At 58.6% G+C, this 26,863-nt stretch carries 23 protein-coding genes; 6 read left to right on the top strand and 17 right to left on the bottom strand.

The window, feature by feature from the left end; translation table 11 throughout:
- Positions 1–100 precede the first annotated feature (100 nt).
- The 3 genes from BN1115_RS15995 to BN1115_RS15985 form a co-directional block, all read right to left on the bottom strand.
- On the bottom strand, positions 101–571 hold the full coding sequence (locus BN1115_RS15995; RefSeq protein ID WP_042657933.1) for a GNAT family N-acetyltransferase: 471 nt from the start codon (positions 569–571) through the stop codon (positions 101–103).
- A gap of 114 nt (positions 572–685) precedes the next feature.
- The gene (locus BN1115_RS15990; RefSeq protein WP_042657932.1) at positions 686–1,126 is read right to left on the bottom strand and encodes a GNAT family N-acetyltransferase; all 441 of its coding nucleotides are present in this window, start codon (positions 1,124–1,126) and stop codon (positions 686–688) included.
- 57 nt (positions 1,127–1,183) lie between these two features.
- Positions 1,184–2,029, bottom strand: a complete 846-nt coding sequence (locus BN1115_RS15985) for a DUF5718 family protein (RefSeq protein ID WP_042657945.1) — start codon at positions 2,027–2,029, stop codon at positions 1,184–1,186.
- Positions 2,030–2,366: 337 nt separating this feature from the next.
- Here BN1115_RS15985 and BN1115_RS15980 point away from each other — a divergent pair, with 337 nt between their 5' ends.
- Complete coding sequence (locus BN1115_RS15980) at positions 2,367–2,759, top strand: NUDIX hydrolase (protein WP_042657931.1); 393 nt, start codon at positions 2,367–2,369, stop codon at positions 2,757–2,759.
- Positions 2,760–2,833: 74 nt separating this feature from the next.
- Here the strand turns inward: BN1115_RS15980 and pdxY are convergent, their stop codons facing one another.
- The 3 genes from pdxY to BN1115_RS15965 all read right to left on the bottom strand — a co-directional run bounded on the left by pdxY (position 2,834) and on the right by BN1115_RS15965 (position 5,312).
- The gene (gene pdxY / locus BN1115_RS15975) at positions 2,834–3,697 is read right to left on the bottom strand and encodes a pyridoxal kinase PdxY (RefSeq protein WP_042657930.1); all 864 of its coding nucleotides are present in this window, start codon (positions 3,695–3,697) and stop codon (positions 2,834–2,836) included.
- A gap of 173 nt (positions 3,698–3,870) precedes the next feature.
- Entirely contained in the window at positions 3,871–4,647 is a 777-nt protein-coding gene (locus tag BN1115_RS15970; RefSeq protein ID WP_042657929.1) for a DUF429 domain-containing protein, read from the bottom strand.
- Positions 4,648–4,730: 83 nt separating this feature from the next.
- Positions 4,731–5,312, bottom strand: a complete 582-nt coding sequence (locus tag BN1115_RS15965; RefSeq protein WP_042657928.1) for a VC2662 family protein — start codon at positions 5,310–5,312, stop codon at positions 4,731–4,733.
- A 260-nt stretch (positions 5,313–5,572) separates the two neighbouring features.
- On the opposite strand from BN1115_RS15965, the gene ybcJ reads away from it, so the two are divergent.
- Positions 5,573–5,806 carry a ribosome-associated protein YbcJ gene (ybcJ, locus tag BN1115_RS15960; RefSeq protein ID WP_005361116.1) on the top strand — a complete coding sequence of 78 codons (234 nt, stop codon included), beginning with the start codon at positions 5,573–5,575 and terminating at the stop codon, positions 5,804–5,806.
- Positions 5,807–5,839: 33 nt separating this feature from the next.
- Here ybcJ and BN1115_RS15955 read toward each other — a convergent pair whose 3' ends face one another.
- The 4 genes from BN1115_RS15955 to BN1115_RS15940 all read right to left on the bottom strand — a co-directional run bounded on the left by BN1115_RS15955 (position 5,840) and on the right by BN1115_RS15940 (position 12,937).
- Entirely contained in the window at positions 5,840–6,313 is a 474-nt protein-coding gene (locus BN1115_RS15955) for a DUF4442 domain-containing protein (RefSeq protein ID WP_019446113.1), read from the bottom strand.
- A gap of 166 nt (positions 6,314–6,479) precedes the next feature.
- Positions 6,480–8,231: an ABC transporter transmembrane domain-containing protein gene (locus BN1115_RS15950; protein ID WP_042657927.1), complete on the bottom strand. Its 1,752-nt coding sequence runs from the start codon at positions 8,229–8,231 to the stop codon at positions 6,480–6,482.
- On the bottom strand, positions 8,228–9,964 hold the full coding sequence (locus tag BN1115_RS15945) for an ABC transporter transmembrane domain-containing protein (protein ID WP_042657926.1): 1,737 nt from the start codon (positions 9,962–9,964) through the stop codon (positions 8,228–8,230). The genes BN1115_RS15950 and BN1115_RS15945 overlap by 4 nt, the downstream gene beginning before the upstream one ends.
- A 168-nt stretch (positions 9,965–10,132) precedes the next feature.
- Positions 10,133–12,937: a hybrid sensor histidine kinase/response regulator gene (locus BN1115_RS15940; RefSeq protein ID WP_042657925.1), complete on the bottom strand. Its 2,805-nt coding sequence runs from the start codon at positions 12,935–12,937 to the stop codon at positions 10,133–10,135.
- A 189-nt stretch (positions 12,938–13,126) separates the two neighbouring features.
- Here BN1115_RS15940 and trxC point away from each other — a divergent pair, with 189 nt between their 5' ends.
- On the top strand, positions 13,127–13,561 hold the full coding sequence (gene trxC / locus BN1115_RS15935) for a thioredoxin TrxC (protein WP_042657924.1): 435 nt from the start codon (positions 13,127–13,129) through the stop codon (positions 13,559–13,561).
- 161 nt (positions 13,562–13,722) lie between these two features.
- A complete protein-coding gene (locus tag BN1115_RS15930) occupies positions 13,723–15,105 on the top strand; it encodes an SLC13 family permease (protein ID WP_042063238.1) in 1,383 nt (460 codons plus the stop codon).
- A 66-nt stretch (positions 15,106–15,171) separates the two neighbouring features.
- Here the strand turns inward: BN1115_RS15930 and BN1115_RS15925 are convergent, their stop codons facing one another.
- Together BN1115_RS15925 and BN1115_RS15920 are read right to left on the bottom strand one after the other, a co-directional pair.
- A complete protein-coding gene (locus tag BN1115_RS15925) occupies positions 15,172–17,646 on the bottom strand; it encodes a glycogen/starch/alpha-glucan phosphorylase (RefSeq protein WP_042657923.1) in 2,475 nt (824 codons plus the stop codon).
- Positions 17,647–18,021: 375 nt separating this feature from the next.
- Positions 18,022–18,219 carry a DUF4250 domain-containing protein gene (locus tag BN1115_RS15920; RefSeq protein WP_042062288.1) on the bottom strand — a complete coding sequence of 66 codons (198 nt, stop codon included), beginning with the start codon at positions 18,217–18,219 and terminating at the stop codon, positions 18,022–18,024.
- A gap of 229 nt (positions 18,220–18,448) precedes the next feature.
- On the opposite strand from BN1115_RS15920, the gene BN1115_RS15915 reads away from it, so the two are divergent.
- Positions 18,449–18,934, top strand: a complete 486-nt coding sequence (locus BN1115_RS15915) for a cell division inhibitor (protein WP_042657922.1) — start codon at positions 18,449–18,451, stop codon at positions 18,932–18,934.
- Between the two features lie 171 nt (positions 18,935–19,105).
- Here BN1115_RS15915 and BN1115_RS15910 read toward each other — a convergent pair whose 3' ends face one another.
- From BN1115_RS15910 to sixA, 3 genes are all read right to left on the bottom strand, one after another.
- Positions 19,106–20,023 carry a DMT family transporter gene (locus BN1115_RS15910; RefSeq protein WP_042657921.1) on the bottom strand — a complete coding sequence of 306 codons (918 nt, stop codon included), beginning with the start codon at positions 20,021–20,023 and terminating at the stop codon, positions 19,106–19,108.
- Positions 20,024–20,187: 164 nt separating this feature from the next.
- Complete coding sequence (locus BN1115_RS15905; protein ID WP_005336998.1) at positions 20,188–20,394, bottom strand: DUF1107 domain-containing protein; 207 nt, start codon at positions 20,392–20,394, stop codon at positions 20,188–20,190.
- A 133-nt stretch (positions 20,395–20,527) separates the two neighbouring features.
- Positions 20,528–20,995, bottom strand: a complete 468-nt coding sequence (sixA, locus tag BN1115_RS15900) for a phosphohistidine phosphatase SixA (RefSeq protein ID WP_042657920.1) — start codon at positions 20,993–20,995, stop codon at positions 20,528–20,530.
- A 162-nt stretch (positions 20,996–21,157) separates the two neighbouring features.
- Here sixA and BN1115_RS15895 point away from each other — a divergent pair, with 162 nt between their 5' ends.
- Entirely contained in the window at positions 21,158–23,944 is a 2,787-nt protein-coding gene (locus BN1115_RS15895; RefSeq protein WP_042657919.1) for an insulinase family protein, read from the top strand.
- A 331-nt stretch (positions 23,945–24,275) separates the two neighbouring features.
- Here BN1115_RS15895 and BN1115_RS15890 read toward each other — a convergent pair whose 3' ends face one another.
- Together BN1115_RS15890 and BN1115_RS15885 are read right to left on the bottom strand one after the other, a co-directional pair.
- Positions 24,276–24,923: a thiopurine S-methyltransferase gene (locus BN1115_RS15890; RefSeq protein WP_042657918.1), complete on the bottom strand. Its 648-nt coding sequence runs from the start codon at positions 24,921–24,923 to the stop codon at positions 24,276–24,278.
- Between the two features lie 282 nt (positions 24,924–25,205).
- Positions 25,206–26,576 carry a leucine-rich repeat-containing protein kinase family protein gene (locus BN1115_RS15885; protein ID WP_042657917.1) on the bottom strand — a complete coding sequence of 457 codons (1,371 nt, stop codon included), beginning with the start codon at positions 26,574–26,576 and terminating at the stop codon, positions 25,206–25,208.
- Between the last annotated feature and the right edge of the window lie 287 nt (positions 26,577–26,863).

The following is a 26,863-nucleotide window of genomic DNA, read 5'->3' as shown; positions in this document are numbered from 1 at the left end:
GGAACGCATTCCCGCGCCGGGTGGCAACCCGCGCATCTCGTCTGTAAAAAACGGGAGGCCTTACGACCTCCCGTTTTTTCTAATTCACCCGCACCCAGTATCACACTTCCTGGCATACGCTATTTTCCTGCGGCCGTTTGATCACGAATCCCAGCTCGATCCCGGCCTTGAATCCCAGCTTCTCGTAAAGCCGATGGGCAGCCTTGCGCCCCTCCCCCGATAGCAGCATCACCTTGTAGCACCTCTGCTCCCAAGCGAGGGACAACGCCTTCTCCAGCACCCGCTGACTCAAACCACGACGGCGAAACCGCTTGGCGGTGATCACGTGCTCTATAATACCAAATGGCCTCCCCTCGTTGGTCAGCGTCGGAACGATCCCCAGCTGACAGGTCGCCGCCAGCTGACCATCCACCTCGGCAACAATAAGCCGAATACGGGGATCGCTCAGCAGTGACTCAAGGGTCGCGATAGCCATGTCGGCTGCCAGCGGAGGATCATCGGGTCGCAACTCTCCGTAGAGCGCCAGCAATCCGGCCAGGTCAGTCACTCTGCACGTTCTGATCATCTCCATCCCTTTTCTCCATCCAGACCGACGATATCCACACGGTGTCAGCGCATAAACGAACGGGAGCATACACGGCTATTCCCCGCTCGTTATATGGATCCTGCAACTCAACAGGAGCGATCAGCTCGGTGCCAACACCATATGCAACAGCGGATAGGGCTTGCCCTGCCCATCCAGCGGCGAGCGGCCCGTCTCGACAAATCCCATCTTCCGGTAGAAACCCACCGCCTGCTCATTCTGCTCATTGACGTCAACCATCGTCGCACCGCACTGGCCGATAGCATGCGCCACCAGCTGGCGACCGACGCCGCCGCCCCGCGCATCGGGGGCCACAAACAGCATCTCCAGCTTGCGCACGAGCACTCCGCTAAAACCCGCAATGTGCCCCTCTTCTGTGCGGACACAGTGCAGTGTCACCGCATCGAAATAGTGCTTCAGAATAAGCGGTCTGAGAGCCAGGATCTCGGCCTCTGGCAGGAAGTGGTGGGTCGCCCGCACCGAGGCCTCCCACAGATCGATCAGCGCCGGATAATCGGCTCGGGATACAGCAACAATCGTCATGAAATGACCCGATATGATAACCGGCGGGAAGAGACACCTTCCCGCTGGCAAAGGTGATTAACGAGCCTGCACCGCCTGCAGCAGCACAGACACATCGGCGCCAAAACTGCGGCTGCGGATCGCTTCACGGATATCCGCTTCGTTATAACGGCTGCCCGGATATACCACCACACAGGAGGTGTCGCCAGGCTTGAGGAAGTGGGTCTCGCCAAACGGGGTATAGCGGGTGGCACCAATACTGATCAACGCATGGGGAGGATGCCCCGCCTGTGCCAGCAGCCCCTGGATATGCTCCGCCGGCCCCTCGTCCTGCTGATGGTTGAACTTGTCGATGGCCCAGTCGAGCAGCTGACCGTGGAAGTAGCTGTAATCGATGGCAGCGCTGTCTACCCCGTAGGCGTGCAGCTCGCCATCGCGCTCCAGATAGCAGGCGATGCGATAGTCATCAAGCTCGCAACCGGCGGCAAAACCGGATAGCGGCAGCAGGTTGGCCGCCAACCCCTTGCTCTCTTCGCCCCAATTCTTTTTCTCGCTGATCTTCTTGGCGTTGGGACGACGGATGGAGCAGTCGTTATAGGCGCCAAAGGCACGGGGATGGATCGCCACCACCTGCTTGCCGGCATACTCCAGCTCGCACCAGAGCGCCACTTCCGGCTCGATCTGCACCTTCTCGTCACCGCTGACCGCCGCCTCCGGCAGGAAGATCGCCTTGTCGCTTAAGGGGAACACCCCGAGCTGGCCCGGGTGACCCGGCACGAAGAAGGGGAACAGTGCCTTGGGCGCAGTGGTGTCGCGCACCACGACTGCTACGAAATCCGACGCTTCACCCGCCTGCTCCAGATGGCCAGCGAAATTGCCCGCCACCCCGAGTCCGATAAATTTGCTCTCTGCTGTTACTTGCATCTTGCTCACCTGCATCTTGCCCACGCAAGGTAGCAGGCTCGTCGCCCACTACCGCTAAAGTGGCAAGATTAAACCACAAGGGCCACGCCTTCGCCCAGTCCGGCCCTATCGTGGTGTGCGCCAGTCCACTTTTTTAGGGACGAGAAGGCTGTGGCGAGACAGTCCTTGCGCACTCATTCAGCTACGCGGTCACCGCGCTGGAAACAGTGCGTTTCCAGCCTCTCCCCTCTTTCCCCTTGGGACTCAACTTCATCTTTGTTAGGCTGCCGGCATGAAAAGCAGCGGCGCGCTTGAGTGCGCCCGGCTCATCACGGCAACCCCATTGGAGAGAAAACGGATGATCGACAAACTCGCCTGGCTCACCTTTAAAGATCAGCAACTGCTCTGCGCCCGCTCCCACGGCAAGGCGATCTACTACATCCCCGGCGGCAAGCGGGAACCGGGCGAGAGCGACGAGGCGGCCCTTATCCGCGAGATTGAAGAGGAGCTGGCCGTCACCCTGCAACCCGATACCCTGCGCTTTGCCTGCGAGTTCAGCGCCCAGGCCGATGGCAAACCGGCAGGGGTCGAAGTGCGGCTGCGCTGCTACACCGGCGACGCGAGCGGTACCCCGGTCGCCTCGGCCGAAATCGCCGAGCTGCGTTGGCTCGACAGCACTCACCTCGATGAGCTCTCCCCCGTCTCCCATCTGCTGTTTGCCTGGCTGGTTGAGCAGGGGTTGATCCGCTAACCCCATAACTTGGAGCAATACAAACAAAAGAGGTGAGCCAATGGCTCACCTCTTTGCATCACAAGTTGCACAACTCAGGGCAGTTGCACCGCTCGTGCCTGAACTTCCGGCAAGGCAAAGGCATCTTGCGCAGCGATCAGCTGCAACTCGTAAGCCTGCTGGCGCCAGGTCTCCTGCAGCACCGCATCCACCGAGGCGTTGGTGCGCTCGAACGCGCTGACCGCATCGTGACCGGCCAGCAAATTGGCCAGCATCAGGGCGCTGATAAGATCGCCCACACCTACCGGCTGACGGGCAAAGTCGTAGAGCGGACGGGCAATCAGGTAATCCCCTTGCGGGGTCGCCAGCAGCATCTCAAAACGGCTGGAGTCCTGCGCCGCACGACCGAGATGCTTGACCAGCACCAGCTTGACGCCGCGAGCCAGCAGTTGATGGGCAGCGGCGCGGGTTTGATCCAAATCCGCCAGATGAGTGTCGCAGAGGGTCTCCAGCTCCAGCAGATTGGGGGCCATCATGTCGGCCACCGGCAGCGCCTGCTCGGTCAGGAAACGGGTGACGCCGGGGGCGACGATACACCCCTTCTCCGGGTGACCCATCACGGGGTCGCAGAAATAGATAGCATCGGGGTTGGCCGCTTTGACTGCGTTGACCACGGTCAGGATCTCGTCACCCTGCTCGGCGGAGCCGAGATAGCCACTCAGCACGGCGTCACAGCCGCTCAACGCCTCGATATTGCCCAATCCTTTCACCAGCGCGCTGATATGACCCGCCGGCATCGCCATCCCCTGCCACCCCTGGGCATATTGGGTATGATTGGAAAACTGCACCGTGTTGATGGGCCATACATCCATACCAAGGCGGCGCATGGGGAAGACAGCCGCGCTGTTGCCGGCACAACCAAAGACCACGTGGGACTGAATAGAGAGAACGGATTTCATCGGGAATACCACAGCAAAGGATCAGCAAGGTGGGCAATATATCGGATGAAGATAACGATGCGCCACCTTGTCACGGGATGAACAGGCAATTTCCTGACTAAAGACAGGTTTTTTGCGCCATTTCGCCAGCGTCGACAGGGTGAGCGGCGCCATGATGCGCCGCGTTCCCGTCGTCACATGCCGTTGTGCTCAACAGCATGACGGGCAAAGTGATAGACCCATCCCTCATCACGGGGCATGTCACCAGGTGGCTGAACCAACTCGGGCAACACAGTCACCTTGCCACCAGCGGCATATTGCAGCGCCATCAGGGCGCAGAGCGCCGCATCGTAGCGATCGGTGCCGACCAGCAGATCCTCGGGCAGCAAGGCCGCCAGCTCGGGTCGTGCCGGGGAGGCCTTGCCACCGACTTTGGCCAATGCCGGATAGACCTCCAGCACGGCGCGGCTGGCCTGCTCCTGACCCTTGGGCACCAGCTGCAGATCCGAGAGCTGCGGCAGCATGGAGAGCGCCAGGGTGGCGTTGTTGCCGAGCCGATCGAAGGTGGCTGAGAGCGGCTTCTTGCCATATTGCTGATACAGCCAGCGCTCGCAGTCACGATAGGCGTAGGGGTTGTCTATCTCCCGCTCGGGCACGGCGCAGCTGTGTGGTTGGCCGTTGAGCAGATCCCGCACGGCGCGGGGAAAGGCGAGCGGTGCATCGATACCGAGCGCCAGTTGCGGGCAGGCTTCTACCTGCATCAGGGTAAGCTCGTTTTGCAGGGCCGGACGCAGCAGAGCGGCCAGATCCGGCGCCACCCGCGAGCTCAGGCGAAACAGCGGCGACACCCCGAGCCAGTGCAAGCGGTTGGAACCGGCCTGCCAACCCACCACGGCCACCGCCTGGGCGCTGCCCTGCCAGCCACGCACATCCCAGCCGATCCCGATTGCACTCATCTGCCCTGCCGTCATCAATTACCTCTTTTCGCCTGCCACACGTTGCAAGAGGCACAGGGTAATCAGCAGAGGCCCTTAACGCAAAGCGAACCGCTAGGTCAGAACGATTTTTGGAAGTTCACCAGCGGCAAAATAGGGAACACGCCGTTGGCGGCGTAGTTGGCCAGCCCGATCTGCAAGCCATCGAGGTGCTGGGTGGCATTGATAAAGCCAATCTGGAAGGTGGTACGCTCGGCATAGTTGACGAAGCCGACGTTGGCAAGCGCATTGCCTTTGGCGATATTGACCGCCCCCCAGTTGAGCCCCTGCACGTTATTGGTCAAGTTGACCAGCCCCAGATTGACGCCGGTATCCTGCCCTTCGTGCCAGTTAATGGCGTTGATGGCGACCCCGCCAAACTGGTGGCGCACCCGACCGGCACCGAGGAAGATCCCGAGCTGCAGGCCGCTGAACCGATCCACATCGGAGAGGGCGAAGATCGGCAAATCAATGCCCTTCACCTGACCGGTTCGGCCATAGAGCAGCGAGGCGCGCGCCCCTTCAACCTGATGGGACGCGGGCAAATTGACCCCGGGCAGCGAGACCTGCACCGGAGTACTGGCCTGCGCGACACCGCACAGAGTAAGGGCGCTGCACAGGGTAAGGGCGCTGCGCGCCAGCAGCAGGCGGGAGAGTGTCATGGGAAGTTCCTTGGGCCATTGAGAGTGACCCGATCCTAACAGTCAGGGGCGTGTGCGGGCACACCCGCGGGGACGAGGTGCGTCACGATACGTCACGGGTGGCCCTCTCACCTGCACGTCAGGTCTTATAAAGTCGCCAACTCAAGGGCAATCGGCCACTTTTTCGCAGCGAGTGGCCCCTCTTCCTTTCTTTGCCTGAGCGAACTGCCTAAAATAGTCGCCCTGCTGTATCCGGCATTCATCCATCTAGAGGATTTCCCATGGAGACGTTTCTGCTCGAAGGTCACCCCTTCGTTGCCTTGTGTGACCTTATCAAACATCAGGGGTGGGCCGATTGTGGCGGCGCAGCCAAAGCCCTCGTTGCCGAAGGGCTGGTCGAGGTGGACGGTCAGGTCGAAACCCGCAAGCGCTGCAAGATCGTGGCAGAACAGGTGGTCAACTTCAACGGCATGAAGGTCGTGGTGAAAGAGGGCGTCAGCCCGGAGATTGGCTAAACCCGTTTCGGGGAGCCACGCTCTGGCAACCCGCTAGCTGGCCTTGATCGACAGGGTCAGCACAAAACGCGCCATCGCCTCATCCCCGTTCAGTGACGGACAGGTGGCCACCACCTGGATGGGGCGATTGATGCGCTGACCGCTTGCCAGCGACTCGTCGATCATGGCGTCGATCTCCTCCCCCGCTGCGCAGTCGAACTGCACATCCCCCTCCGGTCGTTTCAAAAACTCCCCCTGCACATCCTTGAAGGCGAAGTGCACCTTCTTGCGCCGCTGCCGCCCCTTCTCCATCACCAGCAGACCACCTACCAGATCGGCGCCGGTCGCCAGCGCGCCAAAATACATGCTGCCCAGATGGTTGCGGGTACGCCAGCCAAGGGGAATGCGAATGCGCAGCGCCTTGGCGTTCATCTCTTCGATGATCGGGGCACAAAACCCGATGACGGGAATGTAGCGCCAGGCAAACAGCCGAAGCGCCAGATTGGCTTTGAAGCGTTGCAAATCCATATGCGAACTGATCCGATGAGTTAATGTAAACAACATGTTGCCTGCATCTGTGGCATTCGACAAGCACAGGGATCACGGTTACGACCTTTTGATCGGCGTAAAAAAAGAGGGAACCGCACCGGTTCCCTCTTCTCGTTCATCTCTCTGATAACAGCAAATGTGCCACTCAGGCGCGCTTCTCTTCCAGCCAGGCCCCCTGACTCTGCATCTCGAACAGCTGGGCATAGTGACCGCCGAGGGCCATCAGCTCGCTGTGGCTGCCCCGCTCGCTCACCTGACCGCGGGAGAGCAGCAGGATCTCGTCCGCATCGACGATGGTCGAGAGGCGGTGGGCGATGGCGATGGTAGTGCGACCACGACGCGCAGCTGAAATAGCCTGCGACAGCGCCAGCTCGGTCTGGGAGTCCACGCTCGCCGTCGCTTCATCCAGAATGAGGATGCGCGGATCCCCCACCAGCGCGCGGGCAAAGGAGAGCAGTTGCCGCTGACCGGCGGAGAGGTTCTTGCCCCCCTCCTCCATCAGGGTGTTGATCCCCTGTGGCAGGCTGCGCACAAACTCGGCCAGCTGCACCTCGCTCAGCGCCTGCCAGAGCCGCGCTTCGTCTATTCCGGCGCGACCGAGACGCAGGTTCTCCGCCAAAGTACCGACGAAGATAAAGGGATCTTGCTGCACCAACCCGATAGTGCGGCGTACCGCTGCCAGCGACAGGGTATCCAGTGCGTGTTCATCGAAACGGATCTGCCCCTGATCCAGCGGATAGAAGCCCATCAGCAGGCTGATGATGGTGGACTTGCCGCTGCCGGTATGGCCCACCAGCGCCAGCATCTGGCCCGGTTTTGCGGCAAAGCTGACCTCCCGCAGCACCGGCTGCTCGCCATCGTAGGAAAAGCTCACCCGCTCGAAACTGACCCGCCCTTCCAGCGGGAGCATCTCGCCGTCGGTACTCTCGCGAGTTTCATCGAGCAGGGCAAAGACCCGCTCCCCCGCCACCATCGCCTGCTGCAGCTGGTTGAGCTGGTTGGTCATCTCGATGAGCGGCTCGATCATCCGTCCCAGATAGCTGATAAAGGCGTAGAGCACCCCCACCTGAATGGCACCCGCGCTGCTCAACCCCTCATGGGCAAACAGCGCCAACAGGCCGATCAGCACCATCATGTAGAAGAGATCGATGAGCGGACGCAGCAAGATGCCGTTGATCTTGAGGCTCTTGATCCGTGCCGCCCAGTGCTGCTGATTTACCTCGGCAAAGGCGTTGGCAAAGTGACGCTCCTGCACCATGGCCTGGATCACCGGCATCCCCTGCAGCGACTCGTTGAGACGGCTGTTGATGTCGGAGAGCAGGCTGCGGGTCGCTCGCACCACCGGCACGCTCAGTTTCTGGTAGAGCCACATCACCCCGCCCACCGCGGGCAGCAGCAGGGAGCAGACCAGCATCAGCCGCAGATCCAGCAGCGCCATGGAGATGAGGATGCCGCACAGCAGCACCACTTTTTGCACCAGCAAGCCGATCACCTGCACATAGAGGTTCATGATCGCCTCGGTGTCGTTGGTGATGCGGGAGATCAGCGAGCCGGAGCGATGCTTGTCAAAGTAGCGGGCTGGCAAACGGATGGCGGTGGCAAATACCTGCTCGCGCAAGGTTTGCACCACCGCCTGGGCGATGCGATTAAAGCGCAGGGATTGCAAATAGAAACCTGCCGCCGAGAGCACCTGCAAACCCAGATAGCCCGCCGCAATCAGGGCAATGTTCGGCAGCACGATATTGCGCGGCGCCAGATAGTCATCGATAAAGAGTTTGATCAGCAGCGGCCCGGCCACTTCGGCGCCGGTGGCGAGCAGCAGGCAAATCCCCGCCTGAATGAGCCAGCGAGGATAGCGGGCGCAGTAGGCGAGCAGTCGTTTAATGGTCGGATTCACAGGCTCTCCTCCACCGCTTCTTCGAGACGCTGGTAACGCACCATGTCGGCATACCAGCCATTGTGCGCCATCAGGGCACCGTGATGACCCCGCTCGCTGACGGCCCCCTGCTCCAGCACCAGGATCTCGTCGGCCTGCTCCACCGCTGTCATGCGATGGCTGACCAGGATCAGGGTGCGACGATGGGCTTTCAGGGCGTGCAGAATTTGCTGCTCGGTGTGGGCATCCACAGCCGAGAGCGCATCATCGAGCACCAGAATGGGCGCCTCCAGCAGCAAGGCGCGGGCAATGGCCAGCCGCTGTTTCTGGCCACCGGAGAGGGTCACTCCCTTCTCCCCGACCTCGGTCTCATAACCCTTGGGGAAACGCACGATATCATCGTGTACACAGGCAATGCGCGCCACCCGCTCGACCTCCTCGCGGCTCGCATCGGGTTTGCCGAGGGCGATATTGGCGGCGATGGTGGTAGAAAACAGGAATGGCTCCTGCGGCACATAGGCAAACTGGCTGCGCAGAGTACCGAGCGGCAGCTGCTCAATCGGTACGCCCCCCATGGCAATCGAACCGTCAGTCGGATTGGCAAGGCGCATCAACAACTTGAGCAGGGAGCTCTTGCCTGCCCCGGTGCGTCCCACCACCCCGAGCATGCCCCCTTGCTTGAGGGTAACGTCGATATCCGCAAGCAGGGTGCGCTGCTCAAGTCGATAGCTCACCTCTTTGATCTGCAAAGGAAACGCAGAGGTAAACGCCACCGGATTGGCAGGCTCTTCGATATCACTGCGCTCCCCCAGCAGGCTCTCGATGCGGGAGTAGGCGGCGCTGCCCCGCTCGATGATGTTGAACAGCCAGGCGATGGCAAACATCGGCCAGATCAGCTGGCCGAGGTACATGGTGAAGCTGGTGAGCTCACCCAGGGTCAGCTCATCACGCAGCACCAGCACACTGCCCCCCGCCACCGCGAGAAAGTAGGAGCAACCGATGCAGAGATAGATGACCGGATCGAACTTGGCATCGATGCGAGCCACCGCCATATTGCGCTCCCCCGCCTGTCTGGTCAGCTCGGCAAAGCCCTCATCCTCCAGCGATTCAACCGCATAGGATTTCAGCACCCGCACGCCGGAAAGGGCCTCCTGGGTCTTGTTGTTGAGCCTGGAGAAGGCCCCTTGCGCCGCCTTGAACTGGGTGTAGATCTGGGTGCCGAAGCGGTTCATGAAGTAGGCCATCACCGGCAGCGGCAGCAAGGAGACCAGCGTCAACTGCCAGGAGTACTGGCTGCACATGATGGAGAGCACCAATACCCCGACCATGATGGAGTCAACCAGCGTCAGCACCCCTTCGCCAGCGGTCATCTCCACCGCCTGAATGTCGTTGGTGGCATGGGCCATCAGATCGCCGGTACGGTGACGCTGATAAAAATCAGGGCTCATCCGGGTGAAATGGCTGAACAGACGATTGCGCACTACATAGGCCAGCCGGTAGGAGGCACCAAACAGCATCACCCGCCATACGTAGCGCAGCAGATAGATGAGCACACCTAGCCCGAACAGCCCGGCCAGATAACGCATCAGAGTGCCATTGTCGAGACCGCCCTTGGCGATGCCATCCACCACCCAGCCCACCACTTTGGGCGGAATAACGGTCAACAGGGCCACCATCAGCAGCAAAGCGATGGCGGCCAGATAGCGGGGCCACTGCTCCTTGAAAAACCAGCTCAATCGTAGAAATACGCTCACATCACCAACCTTTAGCGCTATCTGCCCGTGACCGCTCCCAGGAGCAGCTATCTGACAGATCACACAGAACAATAGAAGAATGAAAACAATCGCCTCCGGCTGGAGGCGATTCGAACGAAAGCTCATGATATCCCGAACAGGAATGGTTGAGAATAATTACTATTTAATTCACTGTGACATGCGATCATCCCCTAACGAATAGGGATTATACGAGTTTTCATGCTGCTCACCGGTCAACAAGAAGTGTGACACCTCTTCCCGGGTCTGGCTGAACACCTGTTGCAGCTGCTCCAGATCCGTCTCGCTCAGCACCTCGTTTTGCCGCAGGCGCCACTCCAGCTCGCCAGCCACCAGCTGCAGGCGGGCCGCCGAGATATTGGCCGACACCCCCTTGAGGGTATGCAGCAGCTTGCTGGCCACCTCGGGTTGCTGGCGGCGCAGGGCGGAGCGGATCTCCCACAGATCGTCCTTGTGCTCCGACATGAACAGCTTGAACAGGATCTGCAGCGCCTCCTTGTCCTGCTCCAGCCGCTTGAGGGCATCCTGCAGATCGAGGATCCCCATCATATCCGGCGGTTTCACCTCCATGATCCCCGCCTGCTCAACCCCTTGCGGCTTCACCCATTGCAGCAGGTTATTGTAGAGATCCAGCTTGCTCACCGGCTTGGTCACATAGCCATTCATCCCCACTCCCAGACAGCGATCCTTGTCGCCGGGCATGGCGCTGGCGGTGAGGGCAATGATGGGCACATCGTGCTTGTCGACCATTTTGCGGATCTGGCGGGTAGCATCGAGCCCGTCCAGCACCGGCATCTGCAAATCCATCAGGATCACGTCAAAAGGCTGCTCGGCGACCCGCTCCACCGCCTCCCGACCATTACTAACCACGCACACCACCGCATCGACCCGCCGCAGATACTCGATGATCAGCTGCTGGTTAACCCGGTTGTCTTCCGCCAGCAGCACTCGGGTACCCTGCAGCAGGGATTTGAAGTGTTGCTGATCCCCCTGCGCCTCGGCCTTGCGCAGGTTGAGTTCATAGGCGCTGCCGTTGAGCAGCTCATCCACCTTGGCCAACAGGGCATTTTCGGTCATCGGCTTGGGCAGAAAGTGGGTCAGCCCCATGCTGTCCATCCGGGCGTGCAACCCCTCTCTGGCCCAGGCGCTGATCATCAGGATGGGGATCCGCCGCCACTGGCTGTGCTGATACATCTCCAGCGCGAGATCGAGCCCATCCTCCTGACCCATCCGCCAGTCAAGGATCGCCAGCCGCAGATTCGGCCCCTCTTCACGGAGCTGCTGGCGGGCACGCGACAGGGAGTTGACCGGCAGCACCCGCACGCCCGCGCGAGTCAGAATGTCCCGGGCCAGATCCAGCACCAGCTCGTTGTCATCCATCACCATCACCAGCGGCTGGTTTTCGAAAAAGACCTTCCGTCCTGCCACGCCGTAGACCGCCTGCGCCATCGGGATATCGAACTGGAACAGGGAGCCCACACCGGGCTTGCTCTGGACAATGATCCTCCCCCCCATCAGTTCGACCAGCCGTTGGGAGATATTGAGACCCAGACCCGAGCCGCCATATTTGCGGGTATTGCCTGCCTCCAGTTGGGTAAACGCCTGAAACAGCTGGCTCTGCTTCTCTTCGGCAATGCCGATGCCGGTATCGCGCACGCTGAAGCGGATCCGCATTGGATGGGGATTGGCCAGCTCGATGGAAACTTCGACTTCACCGCGCTCGGTAAACTTGATGGCGTTGTTCACCAGATTGACCAGCACCTGCCCCAGTCGCAGGGGATCCCCGCGCAAGAAGACCGGCACCTCAGGCGACTTGCGAATGATCACCTCCACATGTTTGCGCTCCGCCAGATCGGCAAACATCCCCGCCAGCGAATCGAGCTGCTCGCTGAGATCGAAATCGATCTCCTCCAGCGTCAGCTTGCCGGACTCCACCTTGGTCAAATCGAGGATATCGTTGATAAGCAGCAGCAAGGTATCGGATGAGGATTTGATCTTGCCCAGATAGTCCCGTTGTTGCTGATCCAGTTCGGTCTGCAGTGCCAGCGAGCTGAAGCCGATGATTGCGTTCATGGGGGTGCGGATCTCGTGGCTCATGTTGGCCAGAAAATCGCTCTTGGCCTGGGCCAGCAAGCCGGTCTGGCGCGACAATTCGCTCAGCTTCTGATTGCGGCGCCACAGGGTGAAGGCCACCAGCGCGAAGCAGATCAAGGCCCCGCACAGCGCCATCAAATAGAAGCGGTTCATCAGCGAGGAGGCGCGCTCCAGCTTGTCGATTTTCCAGCGCACCAAGCTCTCGATCACATGCATGTCGATCAGCTGGTAACGCAAGGCGTGATAGGCGACCACCTGTTGGCTCATGTCCTTGCTCAGGCGGATCAGGGTAGCGATTTCCGGCAGGTGGCCGTAACGGGATACCATCTGCTGCTGCAACTGGGCCAGCGTAGTCTGCTCACGTTTGTCCCAACTGCGCTGCAGATAGTTGCTCAGCTGCGCCAGCTCCTCGACATCGCGATGCAACGCACTGTCTGACGGGCTTATCTCGCGCACCTTTTTAATCTGGGTCTGCAGGGGCGCATTGATATACTCGATGGCCATCTCCATGGCATGGAGCTTGGCCAGCGCCATCAGATAGGTATCCATATCCTCAAGCAGCGCCTGAGACAACTCGTCTTGCGCCAGATCGGGATCGCTGCGTACCTTGCGCACAAAACCGTCAAGGGTGATGGATAACTGGTTCAGGCGCTGCTGAACATTGCTGTCGTTGGCCTGCTCCCGCCCGAGCAGATAGACCGTATCGGCGTTGATCCGGTTCAGCACCACCTCGGCCGCTTCGTTCAGGTCGTGGGCCTGTTGCTGCTGACTGAGCGACTGCCAGCAGTAGCCCGAAAAGGCGAGCAGCAGGGCAACGATCAGCCCTGGTACAGCACGGTTTTTCCGTGATCCTTTTTTCATCCCGTCTCGACTCTCATCTGGTAGTCGCTGAATTATCCGGTTGGGCAATGAACCTTGGGGGGGAATTATCCACTCCCGCCGGTCACTGTGTTACCGTTATTGCTCTGATATTTCGCTGTTGTTTCGCTATTGCGTCATTCTGGCCCCTCATCATATCTCCGGCCAGCGCAGATCGAGAAGGAACCAATTATGTCATTTGTCACTACTTATTGTAGCCACTGCTTTACCAGGAACCGCCTGCCCATTACCCATATCGATACATCCGCCAAGTGCGGGCACTGCAAGGCCCCCCTGTTCAGCCAGCCCCCTTGCCTCGGGAAGGCGGATAACTTCGATACCCTGATCAACTCCGATATCCCGGTCGTGGTCGATTTCTGGGCCAGCTGGTGCGGCCCCTGCCAGCAGTTTGCTCCGGTATTTCATGATGTTGCCCATGAGCTCGAACCTAGAATGCGCTTTGTCAAAGTCGATACCGAGCAGCAGAGCACCATTGCCGCCCGTTATGCCATTCGCAGCATCCCCACCTTGATGGTCTTCAAACAGGGCAAACTGGTGAACCAGATTAATGGTTCCTTGCCCAAGAGCATGTTCAAGCAGTGGCTGGAGCAGTTCATGGATGTTTGATTTATATTTCAGACATGTTTTATTTATGTGTTCATTTCCTCATTTTTATCAATGCTTGTGTGAGTCGAGGCTGATTTTCAACATGTGAGCCTGTTTCAAACAAGTGAATAGATGTAATCTCGGCAACACAAAAACAACCATAAATTAACCGAGAGAACATTATGCACACATCGGCTGTACCCTCTGCTCCATCTCGCTGGCTGGACATCAAATCAGGGATCGTCATCCTGGATGTCCTGCTACTTTGTGCCATGCTCGCCTGGCTCCCGTTTGATCCCATGGTCAACAAGGGGCTGGGCATTCTGGTCTTTATCGCCATTCTCTGGCTGACCGAAGCGCTGCACGTCACCATCACTGCCCTGCTGGTGCCCCTGCTGGCCACCGTGCTCGGGGTGTTTGACATGAGCAAATCCCTCACCGACTTCGCCAACCCGATCCTGTTCCTCTTTTTCGGCGGTTTCGCCCTCGCGGCCGCCCTCTCCAAGCAGGGACTGGATACCCTGATGGCAGGCAAGGTGATGCACCTGGCCAATGGCCATCTGGGTTGGGGCATCATCCTGCTCTTTACCATCACCGCCGCCATGTCAATGTGGATCAGCAACACCGCCACTACCGCCATGATGCTGCCACTGGCGATCGGTATGCTGGCTCGCCTCGATAGCAAAAAAGATCGCACTACCTTCGTGTTCGTTCTGCTGGGGATCGCCTATAGCGCCAGCATCGGCGGCATCGGTACCCTGGTGGGCAGCCCACCCAACGCCATCGCTGCCGCCCAGATGGGGATCGGCTTCACCGACTGGATGAAGTTCGGTATTCCGGTGGTGCTGATCCTGATGCCCTGCGGCATTGCCCTGCTCTATCTGGTGACCCGTCCACAGCTCAACCATCGCGTCGAGATCCAGGATGTCACCATCAACTGGACCCGCGAACGTAAAGTGACGCTGGCAATCTTCCTGACCACTGTTGTGCTGTGGATCGGCTCACAGCCTATCTCCAACGCCTTTGGCGGCATCCCGCAACTCGACACTCTGATTGCCATGGGCGCCATTGTGGCCATCGTGGTCAGCCGCGTTGCCAGCTGGGATGATGTCAACCAGAACACCGACTGGGGCGTGTTGATGCTGTTTGGCGGCGGCCTGACCCTGAGTGCCATTCTCAAAGCCACCGGTACCAGCGCCTTCCTGGCCAGCCATCTGTCGGCCGTGCTCTCCCACGCCAATATCTTCGTGATCCTGTTGATGCTGGCAGCGTTCGTGGTGTTTTTGACCGAGCTGGTCTCCAACACCGCCACCGCAGCCCTGCTGATCCCGCTGTTCGCCGGTGTGGCAGAGGCGCTGGGTGTCTCCCCCATCGTGATGGCGGTGTTGATCGCTATCGGTGCCTCCTGCGCCTTTATGCTGCCGGTCGCTACCCCACCCAATGCCATCGTCTTCGCCAGCGGCCACATCCGCCAGAAGGAGATGATGAAAGCCGGTATGGCCCTCAACGTGGTCTTCACCGTGTTGCTCGCCCTGCTGGCTTACTTCGTTGGCGACATCCTCTGATCTACCTCCCCCCAATAAACAAAAACCCCCGCATTTTTGCGGGGGTTTTTTCATTTCTGCATCTGATTAGCCGATGTTGCAGGGCTTCAGCGCCCAGATCCGATCCACATAGTCCTGAATGGAGCGGTCGGAGTTGAACTTGCCCATGGTGGCCGAGTTGATGATGGCCTTCTTCGCCCACAGCGCCGGATCCCGATACCAGGTATCGATCAGCTTGTGTGCATCCGAGTAGGACTGGAAGTCCGCCAGGGTCAGGTAAGGGTCTCCCCCTTCCAGCAAGGAGCGCTTGATGGAGGCCAGCTCACCCGGGCGACCCGGCGTGAAGTAGTCGGTATCAAACCAGTCCAGCACGGCTTTGAGCTCGGAGTTGGCATAGTAGAAGTCGTACGGGTTGTAACCGCGCGCCTTCAACGACTTCACCTCGTCCACGTTCAGACCGAAGATGGCACAGTTTTCCGCACCCGCCTCTTCAGCGATCTCGATGTTGGCGCCGTCCAGCGTCCCGATGGTGATCGCACCGTTGAGCGCCATCTTCATGTTGCCGGTACCTGAGGCTTCGTAGCCAGCAGTGGAGATCTGCTCGGAGACATCGGCCGCCGGGATCAGCTTCTCGGCCAGGCTCACGCGGTAGTTCGGCATGAACACCACTTTCAGCTTGCCCTGGATACGGGCGTCGTTATTGACCCGATCCGCCAGCTTGTTGATGGCATAGATGATATCTTTGGCCAGCTTGTAACCAGGCGCCGCTTTGGAGCCGAAGATGAACACGCGCGGGTGCATGTCATAGTCCGGGTTGGCCAGCAGACGACGATAGAGCGCCATGATGTGAATGAGGTTCAGCTGCTGACGCTTGTACTCGTGCAGACGCTTAATCTGAACGTCAAAGATCGCCTCGGCACTGACATCGATACCGGTTTCGTCCTTGATGACCTTGACCAGCTTCTCTTTGTTGTGACGCTTGATGGTCATGAACTGCTGCTGGAACGCCTTGTCGTCGGCAAATTTCACCACGCCACGCAGCTTGTCCAGTTGCAGCGGCCACTCCTTGCCCACCACTTCGTTGTAGAGGCCAGCCAGTTCCGGGTTGCACGCCAGCAGCCAGCGACGCGGGGTCACCCCGTTGGTCACGTTGCACATTTTTTCCGGCCACAGCTCGGCATACTCGGGGAAGAGATCTTCCTTCACCAGCTTGGAGTGGATTTCGGCCACACCGTTCACTTTGGACGAGCCGATCACGCACAGATTACCCATGCGAACCTTGCGTACATCTCCCTCTTCGATGATGGAGAGCTTGGCCTTGATGGCATCGTTGCCCGGCCACTTGGGCTCGACCAGCTCGCTCAGGAAGCGGGCGTTGATCTCGTAAATCACTTCCAGATGGCGAGGCAGCACTTTCTCGAACAGACTGACCGACCACTTCTCCAGCGCTTCCGGCAGCAGGGTGTGGTTGGTGTAGGAGAAGACGTGATAGCAGATGGCCCAGGCGGCATCCCAGTTCAGATCTTCCTCGTCCACCAGCACCCGCATCAATTCGGGGATGGCGACAGTCGGGTGAGTATCGTTGAGCTGAATGGCAATTTGCGCGGCAAAGTTGCTGAAATCGGCACCATGGACCCGCTTGTAGCGGCGCATGATGTCCTTGATGGAGCAAGCACAGAAGAAGTACTGCTGGATCAGCCGCAGCTCTTTACCTGCATCGGTCTCATCGTTCGGATAGAGCACCTTGGAGATGGTCTCGGCCTGGGCTTTTTCAGCCTGGGAGTCGATGTAACCACCGGCGTTGAACACGTCCCAATCGAAAAACTCGGAGGCACGGGATTCCCACAGACGCAAGATGTTGACGGTGTGGCCACCAAAACCGACCACCGGAATATCCCAAGGCACCCCTTTGATCTTGCGACCGGCGTGCCATACCTTCTTCAGGCCGCCATTGTCACCAAACACAGTCTCGACGTAGCCGTAGAGCGGCACTTCTTGCACCGACTCGGGACGGCAGATCTCCCAGGGGTTGCCATATTCTCGCCAGGAGTCCGGACGCTCGATCTGGCGGCCATCCTGGATCTCCTGACGGAACAGACCGTGTTCGTAATGGATACCGTAACCAACCGCCGGATAGTTCAGGGTGGCCAGCGAGTCAATAAAGCAGGCAGCCAGACGACCCAGGCCGCCGTTGCCGAGTGCCATGTCCGGCTCTTGTTCGCACAGATCGGTCAGTTCCAGACCGAGTTCGCTCAGTGCCTCTTCGCAAGTCTTGTAGAGGGAGAGGTTGTGCAGGTTGTTGGAGGTCAATCGTCCCATCAGGAATTCAGCAGAGAGATAGTGAATCGCACGAGTATCTTTCTTGAAGTGAGTCTGCTGAGTGCGGGTCAGGCGCTCGTACACCTGTTCATTGACGGCCGCAGCAGTGGCTTTCCACCACGCTTCGGGAGAGGCTTTCTGTTCGCTTGTTCCCAAGGTAGAACGCAGGTGACGCACGATACTCGCCTTGAGCTGATCTTTATCCAGTTGGAGATCCTGGTCTGTCTTCTTCTTGGTAGCCATAAACCATATTCCTTCGTTACAAATAAAATTGTTATCCCGCTTGCGGGACCGGCGCTGTTGTTATCTCAAAATATGTACCGGCGTGAGAATACTAACTAAAGCGGCAGAATTAAAAGTTAACGCAAGTCACACTTTAACCGATAAAAACAGCCTGAAAAGCTTGAAAACCCTTTCCTTTAACTGATTACAGAAAAACAAAAATTCCCTTTTTTATCAGCACGTTAATGGATAAATAAAAATAATATGACATGAATAGGTTTTCAGAGATTGCCAAGCCTTGAAAATCCCTGAAAATAGGCAACAAGACAGCGCGTTGAAACCGGTTTCAACGCGCCTGAAAAATTACCGTATAAATATGAAGCAATCATTGCACCCTCAGCGATGTGCCTTGAACTGATTGCTCAATGGATCGTAATGGTACCCAATCTGATCCAGACGCCCTGCCAACTGCTCTTCACTCATATCGTAATAGGCCAGCAGCTCCTCCAGCCCGTCACACTCAAGCCTTAGCTTCTCATTGATGATGCCCAACAAGATGTTGGCATCCAGACGCTGCAAGGTACTGATATCCATGGCGGCACCTCCTTTAAATGACCTGTATAACCATGAGCGGTTACACAAGGTTTGTCCATAGTACGAAAAACACCCAGCTGGTTTTATATTAAATAACGTTTAAAAACATAATGTTATTAAGGGTGCATGCCAACACCATCACATTTTTCAGCAAAAACACCTTGTCACTGCCTCAGGATAGAACTACTGTATGCGCATACAGCTTGGATATTCATACAGGAAACCGTATATGAACCAGCCCCTGCACTCACTGTCCTTTGCGATGAATCGTGCCATGAGCAACCCCTGGCCAACCAGAACCGCCTGCAAGGCAGAGTCGGCTCATTATGGTGTGACTATCCAGGCTGAGGATCAGTTTCTCAGCGAGCTGAGCAAGTTAGGTGACTCTCATACCGGCTGGATCTTGTTGATCGCCCCGCCGGGACGCCCCACAGCAAGCCACCTGGAAGAGCGAGGCATCGATCCCAACAGAGTGCTGGTAGTGCACAGCCCCAAAATCAAGAACTGGCAGCAAACCCTGGAACGCAGCCTGGGCAATGGTCACTGCGCCGCTGTGTTTACCTGGCTACCCGAGCAGATCGAGCTGGATCACGTCAAGCTGCAGCGTCTGGGGCAACAATCCGGTGTACTGACCCGCTTCTTTGGCGCGAAACGCGCTAACCCCAGCACGCCGCTGCTGGCCTATGCAGAGCAGGATATCTATCTCAATCACTAAGTTAAAATTTGGCCCATTGTTGGACATGGCTGCAACGACAAAGCCATTGCCATCATTACTCAGTAAAATCCCTGAAAAAACAAACAACATGAAAAAGCGCCTGCATTGCTGCAGGCGCTTTTCATTGAAGGCCAAGCAGGCCACTTGGCCCCTCTACGCTTTCACGCAAGATTACTCTTCGGGGCAAGGAGCCAGCACTACCCGGCGGCGACCCATCACCACCGGACGCACCAGCAGCTGTGCCAGCAAGACACCCAGCAGGGTCAGACCGCCCCCGATCAGGTGATAGCTGGTCAACCGCTCACCCAGCAGGGTGATGGCAAGGCCAGCCGTCATCACCGGCAGCAGGTTCATAAAGATGGCGGTACGGTTGGCACCGAGCAGGGCGATACCCTGCATCCAGAGCCAGGGCGAGAGCGCCGAAGTGGGGATACCGGCATAGAGGATCAGCCACAGGGCCCGCCCATCAGGCCACTGGCCATCCATCAGCAAAAAGAAGGGGGTCAGGATCACCACACTGCAGATCACCTGACCATAGAGCAGCGACCAGTTGTCGAGCCCAAGATCCCACTTCTTGAGCAGCACACTGTAAAGGGCATAAGTGCCCGCCGAAATCAGCATATAGACAGAGCCGATATGAATGCCTTGGGTAAACAGCCGGGTCGGATCCCCCTGCCCCAGCAAGATAGACAAGCCAAGGATGGAAAGCAGCGCCCCCAGCACGGCGCCCCAGGTGGGCCGCTCGCGCAGCAGCCAGATGCTGAACAGCACGGTCAGCAGCGGCGTCAGTCCCATCATCAACCCCATCTCGGTGGCTCCCAGCGTTTGCGCCGCGTAGTACCCAAAAGTCTGGTTGAGCACCATGCCCAGCAAGGCCAGCATGGCGATCTGCCAAAAACCGGCACGAATGCGGGCACGCGCACGCCATACCCGACGGGCCAGAAACGGGCTTAATACCAGCGCAGCCACCACCCAGCGCGACCAGGCCAAGGCTGCGGGAGACAAAACACCAACCGCCAGTTTGCTGACGATGCCATTGCCAGCCCAGATGGCAATGCAGGAAAAGGGAAACAGAAAGGCAAGGGGCATGAGAAGATCCAGACCGAAGAGACAACAGCGGGCCAGTATAGGGGGCGATGGGAGATAAACAAAGGTGTGGGCCTGAACAGCCACGCGGTGAACGCCAGTCGCCAGAAACAAATATGCCCGCAAAAGTGCGGGCATATCAGTGCAGAAACAGGTTCAGAAGCGCATCACGCGGCATCCATGTGCAGTCTGGAGATCAGCTCGTTGACCTCGGTGACTGTCTGGCGGTGGGGAATATCCGCCGGATTCGGCATCAGCAACAAACCGGATTGGAAATCAAACCGCCCCCGACCATGGATGTAAATCCGACCTTTAAAGAAGGTTTTGACGTGCTTTGCCACCATCAGTGGCAGGTACTTCTTGAACACTCTCATCGTTTGCAACCTCTTGCAGTTGTATCCGTATGACAGCAGCTTCTGCGAATTAATTCCGTAAAGTATTTATAAAAATCCGGAAAACTCGCCCATCTCTTCCCAAAAAATTCAATCTATAACTTTTTATTAACTTTTAGCCTATTGTATGCGGCCCTTCGAGCCAGAGCAAGGCTCCTTTGCCATCGTGCCACTCGATACAGGCGATCCCCGAGGTGGCGAACATGGGTGCTCCTGCGGTCGGGCAGAGGCTTTGCACCAGATAACCCACCAGCGGCAGATGGCTGACCATCAGGATTTGGTCATGTTGTTCAGCCAAAGTGGTGAGGTAGCTGGCCACGAAAGCGGGATCACCGTAAGGGGTAATGTCGCCACTCTCTTCAACGGCTGCTGCGTCAGGTAATTCACTGCATATGGCTTGCCAGGTCTGGCGTGCCCGCAGATAGTTGCTGTGGATCACCCGATCCAGCGGGCCAATCAGCTGAGGCGCCAGCCAGCGGGCCATCTGGATAGACTCTTCAATACCCTGCTCGGTCAATGGACGCTGTTCATCTGTTTTCGCATTCATGCCAGCCTGGCCATGACGCATGATATAGATCTTCATTACAACCTCGCCCAACGGGCCTGTTTTGATAGCCGGGGGATCTTACCCCGCCACGGGTGTGGAAACAATTGCGCTACCTCTCAGAAAAGGGTTTGCCTGACGGGATAGCGGGGTCGATAATCATGTTTAAATTCAAATAAATCCAACGTGAGTCACACGCCAATGAGCCCATATGCCAGTCCCAATGACCATCGGCAATACCATTTTCTGGAGCTGGCCAACCGGCTCAGGGTCTTGTTGATTTGTGATCCCGACACCGACAAATCCGCCGCCTCGCTGGCGGTCAATACCGGCCATTTTGACGACCCCGCCGATCGGCAGGGAATGGCCCATTTTCTCGAGCACATGCTGTTTCTCGGCACCTGCACCTACCCCAAGCCTGGTGAGTACCAGCAATTTATGAGCCGTCATGGCGGCAGCAACAACGCCTGGACCGGTACCGAGTTCACCAACTTCTTCTTCGAGATCGACAACGGCTTCTTCGAAGCAGGGCTGGATCGCTTCTCCCAGTTCTTTATCTGCCCCACCTTTGATCCGGAGTGGGTGGACAAGGAGCGCAACGCGGTCGACTCCGAGTATCGCCTCAAGCTGCAGGATGACATGCGCCGCAGCTATCAGGTGCATAAAGAGACGGTCAACCCGGCGCACCCCTTCTCCAAGTTCTCGGTGGGCAACCTCGATACCCTGGCCGATCTGCCGGGACGGGATCTGCGCTCCGACCTTATCCGTTTTTACGAAAGCCACTACAGCGCGGATCGCATGGCGTTGGTGATGATCTCGCCGGAATCCATCGATACCCAGTTGCAGTGGTGCTGTCGCTACTTTGCTCCCATTTTGAATCGCAATTTGGGAACCCCGACTCTCACCATGCCGCTCTATCGGCTCGATGATCTCGGCGTGCGCATCCACATCAATCCGGTCAAGGAGACCCGCAAGCTGTCGCTGAGCTTCCCCTTGCCCAATGTGGACGAGTTTTACGACAAAAAGCCCCTCACCTTCCTGAGCCATCTGATTGGCTACGAGGGGGATGGCAGCCTGCTCTCCCTGCTCAAGGCGAAAGGCTGGGTCAACCAGCTCTCGGCAGGTGGTGGCATCAGCGGCGCCAACTTCAAGGATTTTGGCGTCAACTTTGGCCTGACCCCCTTGGGCCTTGAGCATGTGGATGACATCCTCGCCGCCCTGTTTGGCTATCTGAAACTGATTGGCCGCGAAGGGCTGCAGAGCTGGCGCTATGACGAAAAACGGACCGTGCTCGAATCGGCGTTTCGCTTTCAGGAGCGCGGCCGCCCCCTCGATACGGTGTCGGGGCTGGTGCTCAACCTCTTTAGTTACCAGCCTGAGGATCTGCTCTACGGCGACTACATGATGCGCGAATATGACGAGCAGCTGATCCGCCGCTTCCTCGCCAAGCTCACCCCGCACAATTTGCGTATTACCATCACTGCGCCGGAAGTAGCGACCGATCGGCTGGCCCGCTGGTATCAGACCCCCTACAGCGTGGCGACCATTACCGAGGCCGAGAAAATTCGCTGGCAGCAGAGCGAGCCGGATCCGGCGCTGGCGCTGCCCAAGCCCAACCCCTTTATCAGCAGCCGGCTCGATCCGCGCGCGCCAGAGCTTGCCGCCGACATGCCCGCATGCCTTATCGATCGCCCCGGTTTTCGCCTCTGGCACCTCCATGAGCACCTGTTCAGTGTGCCCAAGGGCAATCTCTATATCTCCATCGACAGCGAACATGCGGTCAAAAATCCGCGCAATATCGCCATGGCGCGCCTCGCCGTGGAGCTGTTGGCCGACCACCTCAACGCCCTCACCTATCCGGCGGAGCTGGCGGGGCTGGGTTACCAGATCTATGCCCATCAGGGGGGCTTTACCATCAACCTGAGCGGTTTTGCCGACAAGCAGCCGCTGTTGCTCGACATGATCCTCGGCAACCGCACCCTGGGGTATCCGGATCCGGGTCGCTTCGCCGAGATCAAGGAGCAGCTCATTCGCAACTGGGACAACCAGTCCAAGGCGCGCCCCATCTCCCAGCTCTTTAACCAGCTCACCAGCCTGTTGCAACCCAACAACCCGCCATTCGAGCAGTTGCTGCGTCACCTGCGCACCGTCGAGCTGGAAGAGATGCCCGGCTTCGTGGCCCAGCTGTTTGGCGAGGTGCATGTCGAAGCCCTGGTGCATGGCGACTGGACTGCCGCCGAAGCGCTGGAGCTGGCCGCCCTGATGGAGCGTCACCTGAGCGATATCAATGGCACCAGCAGCAAGCCGAGTGGCGAGACCCGCCGCCCGCTCATCTCCATTCAGGACAGGGGCACCCTTATTCGCGAGCAGGGTTGCGATCACGAAGACTCGGCACTGCTGGTCTACTACCAGTCCCGTACCACCCGGGCGCGAGATCTCGCCTGCTTCACTTTGGCGAACCACATCATGTCCTCCACCTTCTTCCACGAGCTGCGCACCCGCCAGCAACTGGGTTATGTGGTGGGCGCTGGCAACCTGCCCCTCAATCGCCATCCGGGCCTGATCTTCTATATCCAGTCGCCGGTGGCGGGGCCGCAGATCCTGCTGGATGCGGTGGAGGAGTTTATCGACCTCTTCCCGCTCGCCATGCTCGAATTCACCGAGCAGCAGTGGCAGGAGAGCAAGGCGGGGCTGCAAGCCCAGCTGAGCGAGCGGGATGCCAACCTGCGCAGTCGCGGCCAGCGGCTGTGGGTCAGCATCGGCAACAAGGATCTGGGGTTTGATCAGCGCGAAAGAGTCTGCGACGAGGTGGGCAAGTTGAGCCGCGCCGATCTGGTGCGCTTTATCACCCAGCTGCGCTCGCGCACCTCCGATCGACTGATCCTCTGTAGCTATGGTCAGGGGCACGAACATGACGAGCGGATCACCGGCCAGTTTATCGACGATCCACGGGCATTTCGGCTCAATGCCGCCACCTTCGAGGCCTGATCAGGCCTCGACATCCCCCGTTTTTCCTGCCCACCGCAAATCACAGACAATAAAAAGCCGACCCATCAGGGTCGGCTGGAAAAACCATAACAATTGCGACCAAAGCCGCCAAAAGTGAACATGAGCGTGAAAATCAGACACTGAGTTGCTGATCAGCAAGCGGGAAAGACCCGATACTCGCTTTGCAATGCCAACAGTGATTGAGAAACAGCCTCATATTAGGCACTCCCCCCGTCAGTCACGTTGATCTACGTCAAAGGAGGTAGCGAAGAGCGCATAGCCCGATGATTTGTCGGCGCAGATCACCCTTTGGCCGCCCGCTAGCTGCCCGTTAACCCCGGCGAACCAGTCGGTAGGCCACCTCATCGAAGTAGGAGAGCTGACCCGACAACACCCGCGGGTGATCCACCTCGGCGGCGCGCCCCAGCACCTCAATACGAAAATCGCGCTCGAACAGGGCTCGCACCTCCATCTCACCCACCGAGAAGGGGGGCTGACTCTGCTGCTCCGGCTGATATTCGAGGGTCACCAGCAGGATCTGGCCACCGGTCTCGACCAGCGAACTGATCAGGGCTGCATACTGGCGGCGCATCGCGGTCGGCAGGGCGATCAGCGCCGCGCGGTCATAGACCAGCCGGTAACGGCGACCCAGACTGGGGGCGGCGAAAAAATCCCCCTGAAAAATGCGCAGGCTGTCTACTTGATGGCACTGATAAGGGCACACTTCGCTCACGGTCGCGGCGAGCTGGTTTTCACTGAAGAACTGGCTGACGGCAAGGCTCGATAGCTCGAAACCGTCGACCGGATGACCCTGAGCGCTCAGCCAGAGCATGTCGCGGGACTTGCCGCACAGGGGAACCAGCACCGGCTCGTCCGCTTGCTGGGCCGACCACCAGGATTGCAGCCAGTGGTTGAAGTCCGCCTGATGAAAGCCAATCCGGTTCTCTTCCCAACGCTGATGCCAAAACGCAGCTTCCATCGTTATTACCCTTCTGTACTAAAGATGCCTCAATATCACAACTTAACCGGCACCGCGCAACCCTCTGCCCTCCCCTTTTTGCCGCGCAACCTCTGCGTGTTATCGGGCGAATGGCGGGACGTCATCTTGCCGTGCGCTTCACTGTCGCAATGGGCGCTATTGGCTGCATTTATAACGGACAAGGCACACCAATCCATGCAAATACGTCATGCATTGATAGCCATTAATGAAAGAAGGGAATGACGTTGGCAAGCCAAAACGTGCCTACCAACGCCAAAAAAGTCACGACAGCGTGGCGCGAGCAGCCGCCAGCTGACGCTCGATATAAGCAAAATCGGGGCGTTCGGCTGGGAGTTCCGAGAGGCAGGCCGCTTTGAGCTGATGCAACCCATCAAGCAGTGAGTCTTGCGTATCGCAATGGGCCAGCAGCTCCTCCAGCAGGCAGCCAAAGGCGCGCACTTCCAACCGCTCAAGGCCCACGGCCCGCTCGCGGTCGCTGCGCTCATACAAAGAGGCCGCACCAAAATCCCCCAGCAGAACGCGAGCCGGCGTGTCAGACCCACGGGCAAACAGGATATTGTGACCGTAGAGATCCCCGTGCATGATGCCCGCGCGGTGCAGATGGCCCGCCACCGAGGCGATGCCGTGGGCCATCGCCAGCGCATCTGGCACACTCAGATGCAGCCCCTCGGGATAGACATCCCGGGTACAGGAGTCCAGGCTCGGCGGCCCGGCCAGATTGGCAAAGGCCGGATCGATCAGCTCCATCACCAACGCCGGAATGCCGGAGGGGTGATCCGCCACCTTGCCTATCACCTTGATAAGGTTGGGATGGCTGCCCGCCGCCAGCGATGCCGCCATCTCGCAGCGGGGCAGCCCGTCGCTGGTCACCGCCCCCTTGAACAGCTTGACCGCCACCTGATTGCCATCGCCTCTATCGCTCGCCTGAGTCACTTCATCAGCAGTATTACCCACAAGGGTGGCGCGATGGATAACGCCGGATGCTCCCTGCCCCAGTAGCTCACCCAGCGCCAACGTCTCCCAGGCAAGAGGCGTGACATGGGCATCATCGATGGCCCGCGCCTCCGCCCCTTCGCTAAAGGGGTTGCCGGAGTAGGCGAGCCATGAAAGGCGCGGCAGCGAGAGCAACCACTCGGGGAAGCGTTCGATGCGGTTGGCGGCGATACGCAACAACTCAAGATTGCGGCAGTTGGCAAGACTTGCCGGCAGCTCGCGCAGGCGGTTGCCCGCCAGCATCAGCTTTTGCAGAGCGTCGCACTGGCCCAGCTCATCGGGCAACTGTTCCACCGCATTGTCGGTCAGGATCAACCAGCGTAACCCCGCAGGTAGCGCCTTGGCCGAAACTGTGACGATCTGGTTGGCCTTAAAACCCACCATGGTGAGCGCCGGGCAACGCCCCAGCACCTCGGGCAGCTCGGTAAAGCGGTTCTCGGAGCAGAAGATAATGCGCAGTTTGCCAAACCCGGCCAGCTCGTCGGGGAGCGTGCTTAGCTGGTTGTCGGTTAGATCCAGCACCTCCAGCGTCTCTTTCAGGCTCAAAATCTCGGGGGGGAAAACCGCGAGGTTTTCAGAGAGCTTCAGATGGCGGGCACCGCACAGTTCACCTGCGCGCAGCTGTTCCAGAGTATGCATAACCGTTTCTCAATCCTGATGATCTACCTGATGGCACAGCGACCATCAGCGCGCGCCGAACCGAGGTCCGGCGGTTTTAAAGGGGGGCATTATAAAGAATTCGGGGCGCAGATCGCCCCTTTTGTTGCCGCAAAGGCCTGTATCGACATGTAGCAAAACGACTCGGGAACAAAGAGAGCAAGATTCGGGTCGTCCCGGCAAGGAGTGGTTGCCATAGTGGGGGCCAAACCCAAGTCGGTTGGAACCTATTGGAGTTCCAACCCACAGCCAACCCTGTGTACCACTTA

The sequence above is a fragment of the Aeromonas allosaccharophila genome (assembly GCF_000819685.1).
GTDB classification, from domain to species: Bacteria; Pseudomonadota; Gammaproteobacteria; order Enterobacterales; family Aeromonadaceae; genus Aeromonas; species Aeromonas allosaccharophila.
This window is presented reverse-complemented; position numbering and strand designations above follow the sequence as displayed.

Excerpts from the sequence above, each read along its gene's own strand:
- BN1115_RS15970 (WP_042657929.1), bottom strand. The coding sequence starts at position 4,647 with ATGACGGCAGGGCAGATGAGTGCAATCGGGATCGGCTGGGATGTGCGT.
- BN1115_RS15955 (WP_019446113.1), bottom strand. The coding sequence starts at position 6,313 with ATGGATTTGCAACGCTTCAAAGCCAATCTGGCGCTTCGGCTGTTTGCC.
- BN1115_RS15990 (WP_042657932.1), bottom strand. The coding sequence starts at position 1,126 with ATGACGATTGTTGCTGTATCCCGAGCCGATTATCCGGCGCTGATCGAT.
- BN1115_RS15930 (WP_042063238.1), top strand. The coding sequence starts at position 13,723 with ATGCACACATCGGCTGTACCCTCTGCTCCATCTCGCTGGCTGGACATC.
- BN1115_RS15910 (WP_042657921.1), bottom strand. The coding sequence starts at position 20,023 with ATGCCCCTTGCCTTTCTGTTTCCCTTTTCCTGCATTGCCATCTGGGCT.
- BN1115_RS15985 (WP_042657945.1), bottom strand. The coding sequence starts at position 2,029 with ATGCAAGTAACAGCAGAGAGCAAATTTATCGGACTCGGGGTGGCGGGC.
- BN1115_RS15940 (WP_042657925.1), bottom strand. The coding sequence starts at position 12,937 with ATGAAAAAAGGATCACGGAAAAACCGTGCTGTACCAGGGCTGATCGTT.
- BN1115_RS15980 (WP_042657931.1), top strand. The coding sequence starts at position 2,367 with ATGATCGACAAACTCGCCTGGCTCACCTTTAAAGATCAGCAACTGCTC.
- BN1115_RS15885 (WP_042657917.1), bottom strand. The coding sequence starts at position 26,576 with ATGCATACTCTGGAACAGCTGCGCGCAGGTGAACTGTGCGGTGCCCGC.
- BN1115_RS15995 (WP_042657933.1), bottom strand. The coding sequence starts at position 571 with ATGGAGATGATCAGAACGTGCAGAGTGACTGACCTGGCCGGATTGCTG.
- BN1115_RS15965 (WP_042657928.1), bottom strand. The coding sequence starts at position 5,312 with ATGACACTCTCCCGCCTGCTGCTGGCGCGCAGCGCCCTTACCCTGTGC.
- BN1115_RS15920 (WP_042062288.1), bottom strand. The coding sequence starts at position 18,219 with ATGGATATCAGTACCTTGCAGCGTCTGGATGCCAACATCTTGTTGGGC.
- BN1115_RS15895 (WP_042657919.1), top strand. The coding sequence starts at position 21,158 with ATGAGCCCATATGCCAGTCCCAATGACCATCGGCAATACCATTTTCTG.
- BN1115_RS15915 (WP_042657922.1), top strand. The coding sequence starts at position 18,449 with ATGAACCAGCCCCTGCACTCACTGTCCTTTGCGATGAATCGTGCCATG.
- BN1115_RS15925 (WP_042657923.1), bottom strand. The coding sequence starts at position 17,646 with ATGGCTACCAAGAAGAAGACAGACCAGGATCTCCAACTGGATAAAGAT.
- BN1115_RS15905 (WP_005336998.1), bottom strand. The coding sequence starts at position 20,394 with ATGAGAGTGTTCAAGAAGTACCTGCCACTGATGGTGGCAAAGCACGTC.
- BN1115_RS15890 (WP_042657918.1), bottom strand. The coding sequence starts at position 24,923 with ATGGAAGCTGCGTTTTGGCATCAGCGTTGGGAAGAGAACCGGATTGGC.
- pdxY (WP_042657930.1), bottom strand. The coding sequence starts at position 3,697 with ATGAAATCCGTTCTCTCTATTCAGTCCCACGTGGTCTTTGGTTGTGCC.
- ybcJ (WP_005361116.1), top strand. The coding sequence starts at position 5,573 with ATGGAGACGTTTCTGCTCGAAGGTCACCCCTTCGTTGCCTTGTGTGAC.
- sixA (WP_042657920.1), bottom strand. The coding sequence starts at position 20,995 with ATGAAGATCTATATCATGCGTCATGGCCAGGCTGGCATGAATGCGAAA.
- trxC (WP_042657924.1), top strand. The coding sequence starts at position 13,127 with ATGTCATTTGTCACTACTTATTGTAGCCACTGCTTTACCAGGAACCGC.